This is a genomic window from Candidatus Methylomirabilota bacterium (assembly GCA_003104975.1).
GTDB lineage: Bacteria > Methylomirabilota > Methylomirabilia > Methylomirabilales > Methylomirabilaceae > Methylomirabilis.
Genome location: PQAM01000012.1, coordinates 52534 through 65348, shown reverse-complemented (window position 1 = coordinate 65348; position 12815 = coordinate 52534). Strand labels below are relative to the sequence as shown.

Below are 12815 nucleotides of genomic sequence, written 5' to 3'. Positions count from 1 at the left end.
AATACTCGTGACGTCATTTCCGCAGTCCTTCAGCGGGAATCCATTGATGTTACTGGATACCCGCTTTCGCGGGTATGACGGCTTATGTGCACTAACTTTCGCAACAAGTACTTGCTCAAGCCAATAATTTGATACGTCTTCTATACTTCGCCTCAAGTCGTCGGTTGTGCTCGTCGCCTTCGGGCAGGTTGGCACTGAGATAGATCGGCGGCACCAGGCCCTTTGCCACGAACCGTTCGACCACCCCACAGACGATGGAGTTAATGATGAAGGCCCCCGCGATCAGCGAGGTGGGCCCGACCTTTGCTGCCAGGCCTTGAACACTTAGGGCACCATCGCCGGCCTCGCCGCCGTTGTTGATCACGACGTCGGCCAGTTCAAAGAGGCGCCGGCCGCTGACATGACGCGACGCCACGGCTTGGGCATGGTGGAGCGACGTGATAGCGATGATTGTGAGCTGTCGTGTTTTTCCCTCTAACGCCAGTTCAACCGGAACCGGGTTGATGCCCGCGTTCGAGATGATGATCAGGACCTCTCCGGCTTGGGGCTCGTGATAATCAAGGAGAACGCCGGCGATCCCGCTCAGCCGCTCGAATCGCCCGCTCTTTTTCGGAGCTGTGAGTGGGCTCAGAAACGGCTCGGTCATCGTGTTGACGGGAACCAGCCCGCCGGCGCGATGAAACGCCTCCTCGGCGACGAGGTGGGAATGCCCACTGCCGAAGACATGCAGCACGCCGTCAGCCAGAAGCGATGAGAAGATCAGGTCGGCCGCTTCACCGATTGGCTTTGCCTGGGTTCGCTGAAGCTCGTCGAGCACTCGTACCACGGCTTCATAATATCCCGACACTTCATCCTCCGTCCTCTATGCTGATGCCACATACGGTGTGGCGTCAGCAGCACATTCGATCTTATGGTTATCAGATTCCGTGAAATGTCCGTCCTGGAACGATTTTACCAAGGATCGCAGAATGCCGTGCGCCGGTGATCTGGGGGAGGTTCCCCGGCCGGCTGTATGCTGCCAGATATGCGAGCAAGGCAAAGGCCGAAGCCTCCATGGCACGGGCAGGGAAGCCCGCCTCGTCGGCCGTCAGGAGACGACACCCGGGTAGCGTCTCGTGAAGCCGCTTGATCAGGATCGGATTGTTGACACCGCCGCCGCAGATGATCAGGTCTGCTGCGGTAGCGTCATGCGGAAGATCCCGTTTGACGTGAAGGGTCACCGACTCCGCCGTAAAGGCGGTGACGGTCGCAACGGCATCCTCCTCAGAGATGACCCGGTCTGCAGTGCGCTGAAGTATAGCGTCGATCAAGGCCGGACCGAAGGTTTCCCGACCGGTGCTCTTGGGTGGTCGGCGTTTCAAGTAGGGATGAGCCATCAGAAAGCGCAACAGTCGTAAGTTCACGTGTCCCGCTTGCGCGATGCGACCATCCAGATCGGCGTCCATCGCGCCGCCGCTCAATCGTGCCACCATGCCGTCAATCAGGACATTGCCGGGGCCGGTATCGAATGCGACGATGCCGCGCAGTCCACGCCCCCGCGGCAAGAAGGTGAGGTTCGCGATCCCGCCCAGGTTCAGGACAATCCGGTGTCGCCGGGGATGGCGAAACAGGAGCGCATGCAGGTACGGAGTCAGCGGCGCTCCCTCTCCGCCCGCAGCCATATCCCGAGGGCGAAAATCGGCTACCGTCGTGACTCCCGTTCGCTCAGCAATAACTGATGGTTCGCCGATCTGTAACGTCGAGCGAACCGAGACCCCATACTCTTGTGTAGGTGTCGGTAAATGGGCAATAGTCTGTCCGTGCGAACCGATCAGGGCCACTTCACCTAAGGGGACGCCCGCACGTCGGGCCACCAATGCCGCCGCTTTCGCAAAAAGCTCACCAAGCAGTACATTCAAGCGGCAGATTTCTGAGGTGGCACCGGATCCGGCGTCCGCCAGTCCGAGAATTCGCCGGCGAAGCGTACCCGGGAAGGGCGAGACCTCAAAGTGTAAGAGCCGCAGTGTAAGTCGCCCGGCTTCCGGGGTAATTTCAACAAGGGCAGCATCGACCCCATCAGCCGAGGTCCCCGACATGAGCCCGATAATTTTCATGGGGAGTTCCTGCGCTCCGCCCCTGTGGGCAAGAAAGAAATGTCCATCATCTGGCCCTCGAAGACACGTCCCTCCGCTTCTGATGAAAGATCAAATCGACTTCCCGCGCGAAAGAGCAGAGGCAGTATCTTATACCTGCCGGGGGGCATCGCATCGCCGAGGCGATGCCGGATAGATTCAATTCGTGGTTGACGCAAGACCAGGGTAGGCATAAAAGGAGTGGGTACTGAAGAGACCGAGCCCTGAGTCAAAAAGCGGATCTCTCCTTCCGGAGAACGAATCAGAAGATAGCAATCGAGAGGGTCGGTGTCCGTTCCGGGGTACATCGATACTGTGATTTCGACAGGAGCGGCTCGGTTGACCTCGGGCGGGTTGACGCTGACTGCCATCTTGGGATAGTCATGAGGGGCGAACTTACCGGTAGTCTTATGGATGAATGTTCTGAGGGAGTAGATGAGTTGGCCATCGGACCACGACCAGACCCGTCGAGACTTTGAGCCGACATCCGGGTTCCATCCTCCTGGGAGGAAAGCTCCCATGGCGTGAATGACGATGGACAACGCCCCCAAAGAAACAAACGTCCACCTGAGCGCCCTTCTGGGTTGCAGGACGGAGTAAGAAGGGACCAGAAAGAGCGCAAGCAGCGGAGCGATATCGGTGAGATAGCGGGGACCGAAAGACCACTCATCCCGCCACACGGGCCACCGGCTGTAAAACGCGATATTGAGCGCGACCCCTATCGCAAGATAACGAAATAGCTCTGAACCCTTTTGTATCCAGGCTAGATAGATTCCGATGAACGAGAAGAGTAACACAGGTGAGAAGATGAGGAGGCCACGATTCGGACTCACCAGTTTCGCCGCGAGGCCTGCAAAGAGCGGCGTCCAGTGTGCTTCATCCGTCACCTGCATGGCATAGGGTACCAACACAACCGAGTCAAACAGGAGATAGTTATACAGAGTCAGGAGGACGCCCAGGGGAAGGGCGAAAAGCAAGAAGCGGACGATCTGATCGCGCCGATGGAAAAGGATGTAGATCGTAAGCGGTAAGGCGATCAGGAGGTTCGTGTATCGGCAGATGACTGCGGCAGCCAGGAAAAATCCTGCATAGGCCGAATAGCGTCGTTCCTCCATACCGCGCACGAGACAGTAGAGCGTTGCGGCGAGAAACAACTCGCTGGGACCATGTTGCCACAGAGCCTGAGCGCTGATACTGAATGTTCCGGTGCCAAACGCATAAAGGGTTGTGATAAGCAGCGCGGCTGCTTCATTCGTCAGCCGTTTGAGGGTCATGTACAGGACGACAACGGATCCTGCCGCGATGGTAGAGGCAGACAGCTTTTCCAGATCCGTGGCGAGAGAGGACGTCGGCGCGACCCCGGACCACACCGAGAACATGTAGACGGGTAGCGCGAGCAGACCGGCAAAGGGCGGAAAGAAGGGGAGGTAATGGTCGTGAGCGAGAAATAAATATGCGGGAACCCCGCGGTTGCTGAAGAGAAAGTCAAACTCATCAAAATCAAAATCAAACTCCCGCAAGATGGTGAAAGGGAGATAGCGTGCGGGAATGGTATCCACAGCACCAATAAGTCTTCCGTTGGCGCTATAGACGAGCATGGCGAACAGAAAAAGCCGGAGTGGAGTGGGACGAGTCAGCAGTCGTGTGAGTTGACCGTTTTCTCGTCGTAACGTGATTTCCATGAGCAGCATCAAGACGAACGCACAGACCCACACGGCCAGTTTTGAGCCGACCTTGATCACTCCGAAAGGGGAACTGTAGATCCCGTAAAACGGGAGCCTTTCGGCGAGGGCCAGGAGCAGGAATACGGCAGAGATCGCTGTGACGACATCCGCCACCGCTCTCATAGTCGGTGGGTGAAATCGCCTCATCGGCAGTATGTCAGCGAAACTGTGCCTCAAGGCTCGAATTCTGTCTGTATCTGTCGTACGTGGGTAGGATCGGTAAACAGATCCACCGCCGTCATGGCCAGCGCCTTGGCCGAGAGCAGCATGGCCCGATCGCCGGCCGGTCCTCCGGCCGCCTCGGCAAAGGCGGCGGAGTGGTTGACCACCTCCGGATTGTCGGTGAGGGCGATGGTTGGATGGATCGTCGGAACGACCTGACTGACGTTGCCTACGTCAGTGGACCCAAGGTGCTGATCCTCTGGTGTTTGTTCAATCCGTTCACCCAACGTCTCCAGATTAACGCGAAGGAGGGCCCCGAGAACCCGGTTGCATTTCATTGGGTGGTATTCCTCGCCTTCATCGCGAACCGTCAGCGTAGTACCTGTCGCCCTGGCCGCGGCCTCAAAGCAGGCGACCACACGGCCATACAGATCGTGCAGGTACTCGAGGTCCAGCGCCCGGATACAGAACCGGGCGACGGTATGATCCGGGATAATGTTGGGCGCGATTCCGCCGTCGCTGATGATCCCGTGGATCCTGGCGTCATCCCGGAGCTGTTGGCGAAGCGCGTTCACATTAGTGAAGGCCAGGACCACGGCATCGAGGGCGTTGATCCCGAGATGGGGGGACGCTGCGGCATGACTCGCCTTTCCGAAAAACTCGACCTGGAGCGCGCGCATCGCCAATGCGCCCTTGAAGATCTCGGTTCGGTTGCTGGGGTGAATCAGCAGCGCGGCGTCGACATCGGCGAAGAGACCGGATTTTACGAGGGCGATTTTCCCCCCGCCCTTTTCCTCGGCGGGACAGCCAACGACAAGGACCCGTCCGTGAAGTCTGTCGAGAAACGGCTGTAAGGCTAACGCGGCGCCGACCGAACCGGCTGCGATCAGATTATGACCACAGGCATGGCCAAGAGAGGGGAGCGCATCATATTCGGCGAGAAAGGCGATGGTGGCCGACGGGCGGTCGACACCGGCCGAGGCGATAAACGCAGTCGGTAAGCCGCCGGCCCCCTCGATGACGTCGAAGTGATGTGCCTTGAGCAATGAGATGAGATGCCGCGCCGACTCCCGCTCTTCGTAGGCCAACTCCGGGTGCAGGTGAAGAAAACGGCCGGTGGCGGTCAGTGTGCCCGCCAATCGATCGACGGCGCCGACGATCTCTTCTTTGCCTACCATTCAGTATCTTCCCCTCTATGTCCCGCTGCGTATGTCTGATCGACCCGCTGCCTCGACAGCGCGCTCACGGGGCGAATACCCCGCCGTTTACCGGATCACGGTAAAGGTCGTCTGTTGGGTGGCCTCCACGCCGTCCGCCTTGACGGTCATGATGACGCGATAGCTCCCGCTCGCGGCGTTCGCGGGAAGGGTGAGGGGCTGACTGCTGGTCCAGGTTCCACCCATCCGCTGCACCTGCAGGGTCGAATCACCGACGGTTGAACTGTTCAAGAGGATCTGACGGCGCTCAGAAACCTGAACGGCTTGCTGCGCATTCGGGGCGAGTACGGCGAACCTCATGTTCAGGTTGATCGTGTCGCCGGGCCGAATCTGCGCCGGATGGACCTCGACAGCCTCGATCCTCAGGATGGTTCCCTGGGTGGGTTTATAGTTGTAACGTTGCGAGGTCGTTGTCCGATCATAGGATCGGGCCTCGATCACATTGCCGATGATGCCGCCCGTAAGCCCACCGATAAGCCCGCCTACCAATGTCCCCGCGGCGTTACCAAAGATCAACCCTCCGGTCAACATCCCGGCCGCGGTCCCGATGCCGGCGCCCAGCGCAGTCTCGGGATGGGCCTTGACCTGCTCTTCAATCGCTGCACAGCCGAATGTACTGCCCACGATCAGCAACAGACACAACAGCAACGCGACCCCTTGTCTGAGAGTAGCTGCGACGTGCATCGTCTCCTCCTTTCGCCCGCGATAGAGATGCTCAATGGCGCCCCATCCTAGCACCAGCAAAGAGAGCGCGTCAATGAGCCAAACCGTGGTCCGATCGTCGCCCCGGTTTGGTTGTGGAAGCTCGTGACGCTATGCTATATTCTTGTTGTTGGAGAGGAGATGCTATGAAAGCGTTTATCACCCTTAGCGTAGTCCTACTGTTGCTGTTGAACGGGTGTGCAACCCCGCCGACACCCAGAGAGAGCGGAACCGTCGGGGGCGCGGCCATCGGCGCTGCGACCGGCGCCGTTTTTGGCGGGATTGCCGGTTCGCCGGGGACGGGCGCGGCTATTGGGGCCGCGGTGGGGGCGGTGACCGGCGCGCTGACGGGCGATGCGATTCAAAGCGAACAGGCGGACAGGGCGTCCGCCTCGAGATATGCCTATGCCGCTCCACCATACCCGCCGCCCGGCGGCACCCTACAAATCGAGGTGGCCCCTGGGGATACCGAGATTATGGTCGACGGCAGGCGGATCGGGTTGGCGAAAGAGTTCCGCGGTCCCGCCCTGGTCCCGGTCGTTGCGGGGTTGCACGTGGTTGGATTTCACTGGAGAGGGTTCAGCGTGACGAGTCAGATTCTCGTTCCGCCGCATACGACGGTCCTCTTCAGTCGGCATCTGGCGCCTTCCGCTTCAGCGCAATAGCATCCCCCGAGCCGCAGCACCGTGGGCGCTTAGTCGGGTACGGCCAAAGACGGGCTGCGGTGCAACGCGGGCTCGTGCTGGCTCGTCAGAGCAAAGCGGGCGACATCTTTGCTGACCTGTTCAGGATTCCCCCAATCGCTCCAATAAATCTCCGTGACCCGAAGTACGGTAAGAACCTCGACGCTGCGTGTCAAAATGGCCTCGGAGAAGTTTATCGTGTGCAACCGCCCATAGATCTTCTGAAGCGCCTCCGCTTCCCCCCGCTCTCCGAGCACCGGCTGAATCTGCTGAAATCGGAGGAAGAGTTGTGGCGTCAGCATCTGAAATAGCAACAGCAGCATCCAGACCTTACCGGTAAGAATGAGGGTGTTCCAGAGACAGCCGCTCCGGTAGAGAGCCTTCGCTGCGTGCAGGCGAGGCTTCTCACAGAACGACATTACCCGGTAGAGCCATGTTCCCGAGCGGCGGTCTGTGTCGTCCATGTGGCTGGGTAACAAGTCGGCCGACGAACGGCGAAAGGGGCGCTGTCTGTGTTCCAGATCGAGCCGCTCTCCAACCTCAATCCAACCATATTCCGTTTCCGGCCGGTCGGGTTCGACCCCGAGGACGACGAGGCGGCCCGGGTGGGAGGCCACAACGCGGGCGGCTTCCCCTACCGCCGCCATCAACCGTTCCTCCTCAACGATAAAATGATCCGAAGGCAGGAGCGTGACGATGGCATCGGGATCGCGCTGATAGACATGCAGGAGCGGCAACAGGATCCCCGGGGCTGTCCCTCGGTTGCCAGGCTGCACAATCACTGTACCTGGCGGACGATCGTACAACTCTTCCCGTGCGTAACCCAGATGCTCACGACTCACGATCGTCAAGAGGCGTTCGGGAGAGAGGAGTCGCTCGGCCCGGGCGAGCGTATGGCGGAGCATCGATTGACCGCCGATAAGGGTGCAGTACTGCTTTGGTCGCTTCGAACCCCAATGTAGCCGGATGAAATCTCTGAGCCGTTGTCCCTCACCACCCGCCAGAACGATTCCCCAATGCTGATCGCTTGCTGCATACATATCTCCTGCTCCTTTCCTTGCATAATGTGTCAGTGACTGACAATCGGCGGAGGACGTGGCGATCCGCGTGCGATAGACTGTATACGAACCGAGCGTTGTGCGAACCGATCGGCTGTTCCATGGACGAGACGACGGAGCGAGCCCTCACCTAAAATAGCCGGTAGTAAATTGTCACCAACGGGGACGCGCGCCATCGCATCCGTCGAACATGCCGGGCAAGGGAAGCAAGTGAGATGCCAAATCCCGTGTAACGAGCAAAGCCAACGCCTAACTATGGAACAATGAGGGACAGTTCGTTTTTTTGCTGAAAAAGGAGTGGTGCCTTGACGAGGGCATTTCACGTGCGAGAGTCGGGGGTTGGTGTGGTAATTATTTCATAGGTAAGAACGCCGGAAGGGTCTCAGCGTCGACGGCCGCAGGTACAGACGCCGACGTGCCCGCTACCCGCAGCATCGGCACATCAGATTCTTCCGACGTGAGGGCTTGAATTCACACTTGCCTGGCGGAGCCGTTCAGCGATAGAATCGCCCATCGAAACCGCGGCCAATTCGATGGGAGGACCGATGAAGATTGCACTGTTTGGAATGGTGATGGCGTCAGTAGTGTTGATCGGCGGGCTGTCTGCGACGACCTGTGCAGAGGAATGGTCTGCGCCGGTGGCGGCATCCCAGAAGGCCGTTCGCGGGGTGGCGAATGCCGGGCTTGGCATGGTGGAGGTGCCGAAGACGGTCTACTACGATACACTTGAGGACGGGCCGGTGTACGGGTTTACTGTCGGGGTCCTGGAGGGACTCAGTTGGGGTATTGCGCGCACACTCACAGGGGTCTATGAAATCGTCACCTTCCCATTTCCACTTCCCGACGCCTATCGTCCGATCTACCAACCCCCATATCCGTTTGAGCCCGGAAAGACAGATCTCGCCGACTGAGCGATACAGCAGTCGGAGAGCGCCGGACCCAACCGATTGGCGTGAGCGATGTGCCCTGTACCGACTATTCGCTGACAGGCGAACTTGACTGCGGAGGCTCGGTCTGGCCGTCAGACGGAGCCGGCAGCGGATAGTCTACAGGTGGTACGCTATAGCCCTCCGGGGGCTCGCCTGCCGCCGGTGGGCAGTAGGGCGCATAGGCGGGATCCGCTGAGAGGCATGGATCCGATCCCGGGTAGGGGTAGTATGGATACCTGTAGTAGCTGGGATACGGATAGCCATAATAGGGATAGTAGGCGGACGGTCCCCAGTAATAGTAGTACGGATCGTACCACCACCAGACCGGAACAAAGGTGCTGACGCCAAAGCCAAAAAAGAAATGATCGCGGTGAGGGTGATGGCGAAACGATGGGCTCCTGAAGGGATGCGACGGTCCGCCGCTGATCACGCCCCCTCGAGTGCCGCCGCTAAACGAGCCGCCGCTCCGACCGCCCCCGATAATGGCGCCACCTCCAAAGCCACCGGCGCGGCCTCCCCCTCCGCTCCCTCCGCCACCACCTCTGGCGCCTGCTTGAGCGAGATCCGCTGGAGCCGCGATAAGCAGCAGAAGGATCAGAGCCTCCGCAACGATCGCGGGAATCAGTCTGCGGTACTTCATGTTCGCTCCTTTACAGCGACTGAGCCGTCTTGATACGACCGATGGGCGTGCGCCGGTTTTGTCAGGCTGACCAGCCCCTACTGAAAGTCTCCCTCCGAAAGCTGAAGTCGAAAGCTTCGATCTCTCGGGTCGATCTGAATCTGCCGCTCGTAGCGCGCGGGCGGTACCCCTGCGGCCGCCGTTGGCGTGGCGACGACTCGATGGGGCCCGGCGACCAGCGCCAGTTGCCGGGCCTCGCCCGGTCGAAGTGTCACGAGAGGCGGAACGCCCGGGCTGGCAGGGTCGAGATACACATTGACGGTCCATTTCGTTGCGTTAACCACTGTTCCCGGCGTCCTGGGTATACCGGCAGTTGCCGGCGGACCCTGCCACGCAACCGGTCTTGGCGGCGGGCAGAAGCGCCATCCCTCCATAGCCTCGATGGCCTGTTCATGTTGGATCCCGGCCTCGGAAATACCCAGCGTGATGATACCGAGAAAGAACCGTGCCGCGTATTTCGAGTCGCGAGTTCCCACCGAATCACAGGGGCGGACTGCGAGACTGGCGCAACCGGTCAATCCGATGGCTAACATTGCGAATACAAAGGCACGTTTCACAGCAATCCCCCCGCGCTGTTCGGTCACAGTCTGATGGCCGGGTTACGCGTTCTACGCCGGTTGGCGCACCCGGGCAGTCTCAGTAGCCGTAATACCCGCAATCGTAGCGATAGTACCCAAACACCCAGTTGCCGTAGCCGTCATAGTACCCCGGGACCCAAACCCGCGCGCATGGAGGATAGACCCGATAGTGTGGAACCGGCGCATAGTGTACGGGTGGCGGATAGGGGTAGGCATACACAGGATAGGGCGCAAGGGGAACCCCAACATGTACACCGAAGGAGAAATTCGTCCGTGCTGAGGCAGAGTTCGCGGCTACGAGAATAAAACCGGTCGCGAGTAAGATTCCGATCATCAGGACCGTCACGCTCCTCCTGAAGGCTTTCATGTTATCCACCTCCTCTCAATTCTAAACTACGTCTCGATGCTTTTATGGTAACATGCTTCATCAAACTTTCGAAGAATCACGGGGTCAGGGACCATGATCATGACGTGTCCGATATCATCGGTATCGTCGTATCATCTGTACGATACGCAATAAGCCGCGCAGGGACTATCCGACCTATTTGATGTCGTCTCGGGGTATTGGGTTTACTGGTCTGATCCACTAGAGAGGGTGGAGGAGGATTGATGGTTCACGCCTATGTCTTCATTACGACGAACAAGGCCAGGGAGGAAGAGGTGGCCGATACGATCAGAGAGCTGCAAATGGTGAAATTTGCACATACGGTAACCGGCAACATCGATGTTGTTGCCTTCATTGAGGCCCCGGACCTCAGCGCGCTCTGGGATACGGTGAATCATATCCAGGCGCTTCCGGCGGTGACGCGTACCACCACCAGCCTGGTGATCGAACCCGTGTAAGGGATTCCGACCTCAAGCGAGGTCGGCCAGCGATGCGGCTGAGGCGGCCGCAACCGCCGTTACCTGCTGCAGAAAGCGAAGATTAAGCGTATCGAGGGTGTCTGAAGCAAGATGATAGTGTGGATTGCGTAGGAAAGCGGTATCGGTAATCATGAGGGCCGGGTACCCGGCATCCCAGAACGGCGCATGGTCGCTCTGGCGCACAAGCGGCAGGTCCTCCCCGTTTCCCTCAACCACGAACGTCCGTACAGGCAACGTAGGGGCGACCAGGGTCGCCGTCTTCGTAAAGAGGGCAACCAGTCCATCCGAACGCCGATTCCCCACCACGCCGATGAAATCGCCCACCGTAGGCGCATCGATTCCGGCAGGGATCCGTTGGTTCGGCCCGGTATAGCCGATCATCTCCAGGTCGAAGACTCCGCCTATCGGCGTGCCATTAGCCGCGGCCTGCTCGACATAATGCAGACTGCCGGGGTTCCCGTACTCCTCGAGGGCGAAGGCGATGAAGACCAGATCCTGCGCGAATTGACGGCCGGCCAAGGCCGCCGCGGCCTCAAGGAGGCCGGCGACACCGCTGGCATTATCGTCAGCCCCAGGGCTGTTCGGAACGGTGTCGTAGTGGGCAACCAGTAGGACCTGTCTATGCCGGATCGATCCCGGCTGTAAGGCGATCACATTCCGGTACCAGCGACGCTCGCACCTGAAGCGATCCTCGGTTATCTGCAGGTCCAGGCCCCTGAAGCCCTCTGCGATCGTCTCGGCGGCTGCCTCCATGCGACCATAGCCGTCAAACGGATCCCTCGCCCCGACAAGTCGCTCGAGGTGGGCCCGAACCCCTGCCTTGGAGACGGTGTCCGCGATTCCGCGGAGACGATCGATCTGTGTCACGTACTCGGCGCCTCCAGGAATCCGGCGCGAAGGGAATTACCGGGTCGGCTGATTCACGCCTACGCCGTCCAGCGCCTTGTTATTCGCGTAAATGGGGACCCCCGACCGCAGCGCAAGGGCAATGGCGTCGCTCGGGCGGCTGTCGACTGTAATCTCTTTACCGTCGATCTCGATAGAGAGGGTCGCATAGTAGATATTATCCTTGAAGTCGCTGATGACGATTCGTCCAAGGTGAGCACGGAGGGCCGTCAGGATAGACAGGGTCAGATCGTGCGTCAAGGGACGGGGAGGCTTCAGTTGCTGGAGTGGGACTGCGATGCTTTGGGCTTCAAGAGGTCCGACAAAGAGTGTAAGCTCGCGCTTGGCGCTCTTGCCGCGAAGGAGCACCGCGGCCTGCTCGCCTCCAGACGTCGGAGCCACGCCCAACACTTCCATTTCATAGAGGCCGTTCGGTTCTTCGGCCAGCACGGCGGTCAGAGGGACCAGCAACCAGAGGGTGAGCAACGAGACAAACGCGACGGTCGGCCCTGGCGCCCACCCGTGTCTCGGCCTATTCATTCAGACAACGGACGAGACGCCATCCGTTCAGGAGATTCACGCGATGCAACTGCTCCGGGATCAGTTGCGCCGCCCTGAGGACCGGCATCAGCTTCAGGTCGGTTTTAAACCCGAGCCTCGTACAGAGCGGTGCAATCAACTCCTCCATGGTGCCGACAACCGGGTTCTCACTCTTGAAATGGTTCAAGATCACGATGTGACCCTTCTTCTTGCACACCCGCTTGATCTCTCGAAGGACCTGAACCGGCTCCGGAACCGCACTGATGACGTATGTGGCCAATACATGGTCGAAATGTTCGTCCGGGAACTCCAGTTTCGATGCGTCCATCTCTTTAATGGTGACGTTGGTCATCCCGTATTCCCTGACCTTGTCTCTAGCCTTGCTGAGCATCTCCGAGGACAGATCGATCCCCACAAGGTGGCAATCTTGCGGGTAGAGTGGAAGGTTCAATCCTGTGCCGATCCCTACCTCGAGTACCACGTCGTTTGGTTTGATTCCAAGAAGCGGTATCGCCGCGACCCGTCCCGGAAGAAAGATCTTATCGAACAGGAGATCATACATAGGGGACAATATGGCATAGGCCCGCGTGATCTGCTTGTAATCTAAGGCAACCATTCAACCCTCCGACAGCCGTGTTCCGGTTCAATCGTTTGTCACGATGACACGCTTTACTCGGGAACGC

15 protein-coding genes are annotated in these 12815 nt (G+C 59.2%); 3 read left to right on the top strand and 12 right to left on the bottom strand.

The window, feature by feature from the left end:
- Positions 1 to 115: 115 nt before the first annotated feature.
- The 5 genes from C3F12_10655 to C3F12_10635 form a co-directional block, all read right to left on the bottom strand.
- The gene (locus tag C3F12_10655; GenBank protein PWB44842.1) at positions 116 to 847 is read right to left on the bottom strand and encodes an SIS domain-containing protein; all 732 of its coding nucleotides are present in this window, start codon (positions 845 to 847) and stop codon (positions 116 to 118) included.
- A gap of 70 nt (positions 848 to 917) precedes the next feature.
- A complete protein-coding gene (locus tag C3F12_10650; GenBank protein ID PWB44841.1) occupies positions 918 to 2093 on the bottom strand; it encodes an anhydro-N-acetylmuramic acid kinase in 1176 nt (391 codons plus the stop codon).
- Complete coding sequence (locus C3F12_10645; protein PWB44840.1) at positions 2090 to 3982, bottom strand: hypothetical protein; 1893 nt, start codon at positions 3980 to 3982, stop codon at positions 2090 to 2092. The genes C3F12_10650 and C3F12_10645 overlap by 4 nt, the downstream gene beginning before the upstream one ends.
- 26 nt (positions 3983 to 4008) lie before the next feature.
- On the bottom strand, positions 4009 to 5175 hold the full coding sequence (locus C3F12_10640) for an amidohydrolase (GenBank protein ID PWB44839.1): 1167 nt from the start codon (positions 5173 to 5175) through the stop codon (positions 4009 to 4011).
- 87 nt (positions 5176 to 5262) lie between these two features.
- Positions 5263 to 5898 (bottom strand): hypothetical protein, encoded by a 636-nt coding sequence (locus C3F12_10635; GenBank protein ID PWB44838.1) that lies wholly within the window; start codon positions 5896 to 5898, stop codon positions 5263 to 5265.
- A gap of 164 nt (positions 5899 to 6062) precedes the next feature.
- On the opposite strand from C3F12_10635, the gene C3F12_10630 reads away from it, so the two are divergent.
- The gene (locus C3F12_10630; protein ID PWB44837.1) at positions 6063 to 6581 is read left to right on the top strand and encodes a hypothetical protein; all 519 of its coding nucleotides are present in this window, start codon (positions 6063 to 6065) and stop codon (positions 6579 to 6581) included.
- A gap of 29 nt (positions 6582 to 6610) precedes the next feature.
- Here the strand turns inward: C3F12_10630 and C3F12_10625 are convergent, their stop codons facing one another.
- Positions 6611 to 7639, bottom strand: coding sequence for a hypothetical protein (locus tag C3F12_10625; protein ID PWB44836.1), 1029 nt, complete (start codon positions 7637 to 7639; stop codon positions 6611 to 6613).
- A gap of 551 nt (positions 7640 to 8190) precedes the next feature.
- Between C3F12_10625 and C3F12_10620 the strand changes: the two genes are divergently transcribed.
- Positions 8191 to 8568 carry an exosortase system-associated protein, TIGR04073 family gene (locus tag C3F12_10620; GenBank protein ID PWB44835.1) on the top strand — a complete coding sequence of 126 codons (378 nt, stop codon included), beginning with the start codon at positions 8191 to 8193 and terminating at the stop codon, positions 8566 to 8568.
- Positions 8569 to 8632: 64 nt separating this feature from the next.
- Here C3F12_10620 and C3F12_10615 read toward each other — a convergent pair whose 3' ends face one another.
- The 3 genes from C3F12_10615 to C3F12_10605 form a co-directional block, all read right to left on the bottom strand.
- Positions 8633 to 9226, bottom strand: coding sequence for a hypothetical protein (locus tag C3F12_10615; protein ID PWB44834.1), 594 nt, complete (start codon positions 9224 to 9226; stop codon positions 8633 to 8635).
- A gap of 77 nt (positions 9227 to 9303) precedes the next feature.
- Positions 9304 to 9798: a hypothetical protein gene (locus C3F12_10610; protein ID PWB44833.1), complete on the bottom strand. Its 495-nt coding sequence runs from the start codon at positions 9796 to 9798 to the stop codon at positions 9304 to 9306.
- Between the two features lie 103 nt (positions 9799 to 9901).
- A complete protein-coding gene (locus C3F12_10605; GenBank protein ID PWB44871.1) occupies positions 9902 to 10177 on the bottom strand; it encodes a hypothetical protein in 276 nt (91 codons plus the stop codon).
- Between the two features lie 275 nt (positions 10178 to 10452).
- Here C3F12_10605 and C3F12_10600 point away from each other — a divergent pair, with 275 nt between their 5' ends.
- Positions 10453 to 10686, top strand: a complete 234-nt coding sequence (locus C3F12_10600) for a hypothetical protein (protein ID PWB44832.1) — start codon at positions 10453 to 10455, stop codon at positions 10684 to 10686.
- A 12-nt stretch (positions 10687 to 10698) separates the two neighbouring features.
- Here the strand turns inward: C3F12_10600 and C3F12_10595 are convergent, their stop codons facing one another.
- The 3 genes from C3F12_10595 to C3F12_10585 are packed head-to-tail and all read right to left on the bottom strand — an operon-like array spanning position 10699 to position 12748.
- The gene (locus C3F12_10595) at positions 10699 to 11574 is read right to left on the bottom strand and encodes a peptidase M28 (protein PWB44831.1); all 876 of its coding nucleotides are present in this window, start codon (positions 11572 to 11574) and stop codon (positions 10699 to 10701) included.
- A 36-nt stretch (positions 11575 to 11610) separates the two neighbouring features.
- Positions 11611 to 12132 (bottom strand): bifunctional nuclease family protein, encoded by a 522-nt coding sequence (locus C3F12_10590; protein ID PWB44830.1) that lies wholly within the window; start codon positions 12130 to 12132, stop codon positions 11611 to 11613.
- Positions 12125 to 12748 carry an SAM-dependent methyltransferase gene (locus tag C3F12_10585; GenBank protein ID PWB44829.1) on the bottom strand — a complete coding sequence of 208 codons (624 nt, stop codon included), beginning with the start codon at positions 12746 to 12748 and terminating at the stop codon, positions 12125 to 12127. Before C3F12_10585 ends, C3F12_10590 begins: the two co-directional genes overlap by 8 nt.
- Positions 12749 to 12815 lie beyond the last annotated feature (67 nt).

Bases quoted from the DNA above. Each gene is read 5' to 3' on its own strand.
- C3F12_10650 (PWB44841.1), bottom strand. From the start codon at position 2,093: ATGAAAATTATCGGGCTCATGTCGGGGACCTCGGCTGATGGGGTCGAT.
- C3F12_10645 (PWB44840.1), bottom strand. From the start codon at position 3,982: ATGAGGCGATTTCACCCACCGACTATGAGAGCGGTGGCGGATGTCGTC.
- C3F12_10640 (PWB44839.1), bottom strand. From the start codon at position 5,175: ATGGTAGGCAAAGAAGAGATCGTCGGCGCCGTCGATCGATTGGCGGGC.
- C3F12_10635 (PWB44838.1), bottom strand. From the start codon at position 5,898: ATGCACGTCGCAGCTACTCTCAGACAAGGGGTCGCGTTGCTGTTGTGT.
- C3F12_10630 (PWB44837.1), top strand. From the start codon at position 6,063: ATGAAAGCGTTTATCACCCTTAGCGTAGTCCTACTGTTGCTGTTGAAC.
- C3F12_10625 (PWB44836.1), bottom strand. From the start codon at position 7,639: ATGTATGCAGCAAGCGATCAGCATTGGGGAATCGTTCTGGCGGGTGGT.
- C3F12_10620 (PWB44835.1), top strand. From the start codon at position 8,191: ATGGGAGGACCGATGAAGATTGCACTGTTTGGAATGGTGATGGCGTCA.
- C3F12_10615 (PWB44834.1), bottom strand. From the start codon at position 9,226: ATGAAGTACCGCAGACTGATTCCCGCGATCGTTGCGGAGGCTCTGATC.
- C3F12_10610 (PWB44833.1), bottom strand. From the start codon at position 9,798: ATGTTAGCCATCGGATTGACCGGTTGCGCCAGTCTCGCAGTCCGCCCC.
- C3F12_10605 (PWB44871.1), bottom strand. From the start codon at position 10,177: ATGATCGGAATCTTACTCGCGACCGGTTTTATTCTCGTAGCCGCGAAC.
- C3F12_10600 (PWB44832.1), top strand. From the start codon at position 10,453: ATGGTTCACGCCTATGTCTTCATTACGACGAACAAGGCCAGGGAGGAA.
- C3F12_10590 (PWB44830.1), bottom strand. From the start codon at position 12,132: ATGAATAGGCCGAGACACGGGTGGGCGCCAGGGCCGACCGTCGCGTTT.
- C3F12_10585 (PWB44829.1), bottom strand. From the start codon at position 12,748: ATGGTTGCCTTAGATTACAAGCAGATCACGCGGGCCTATGCCATATTG.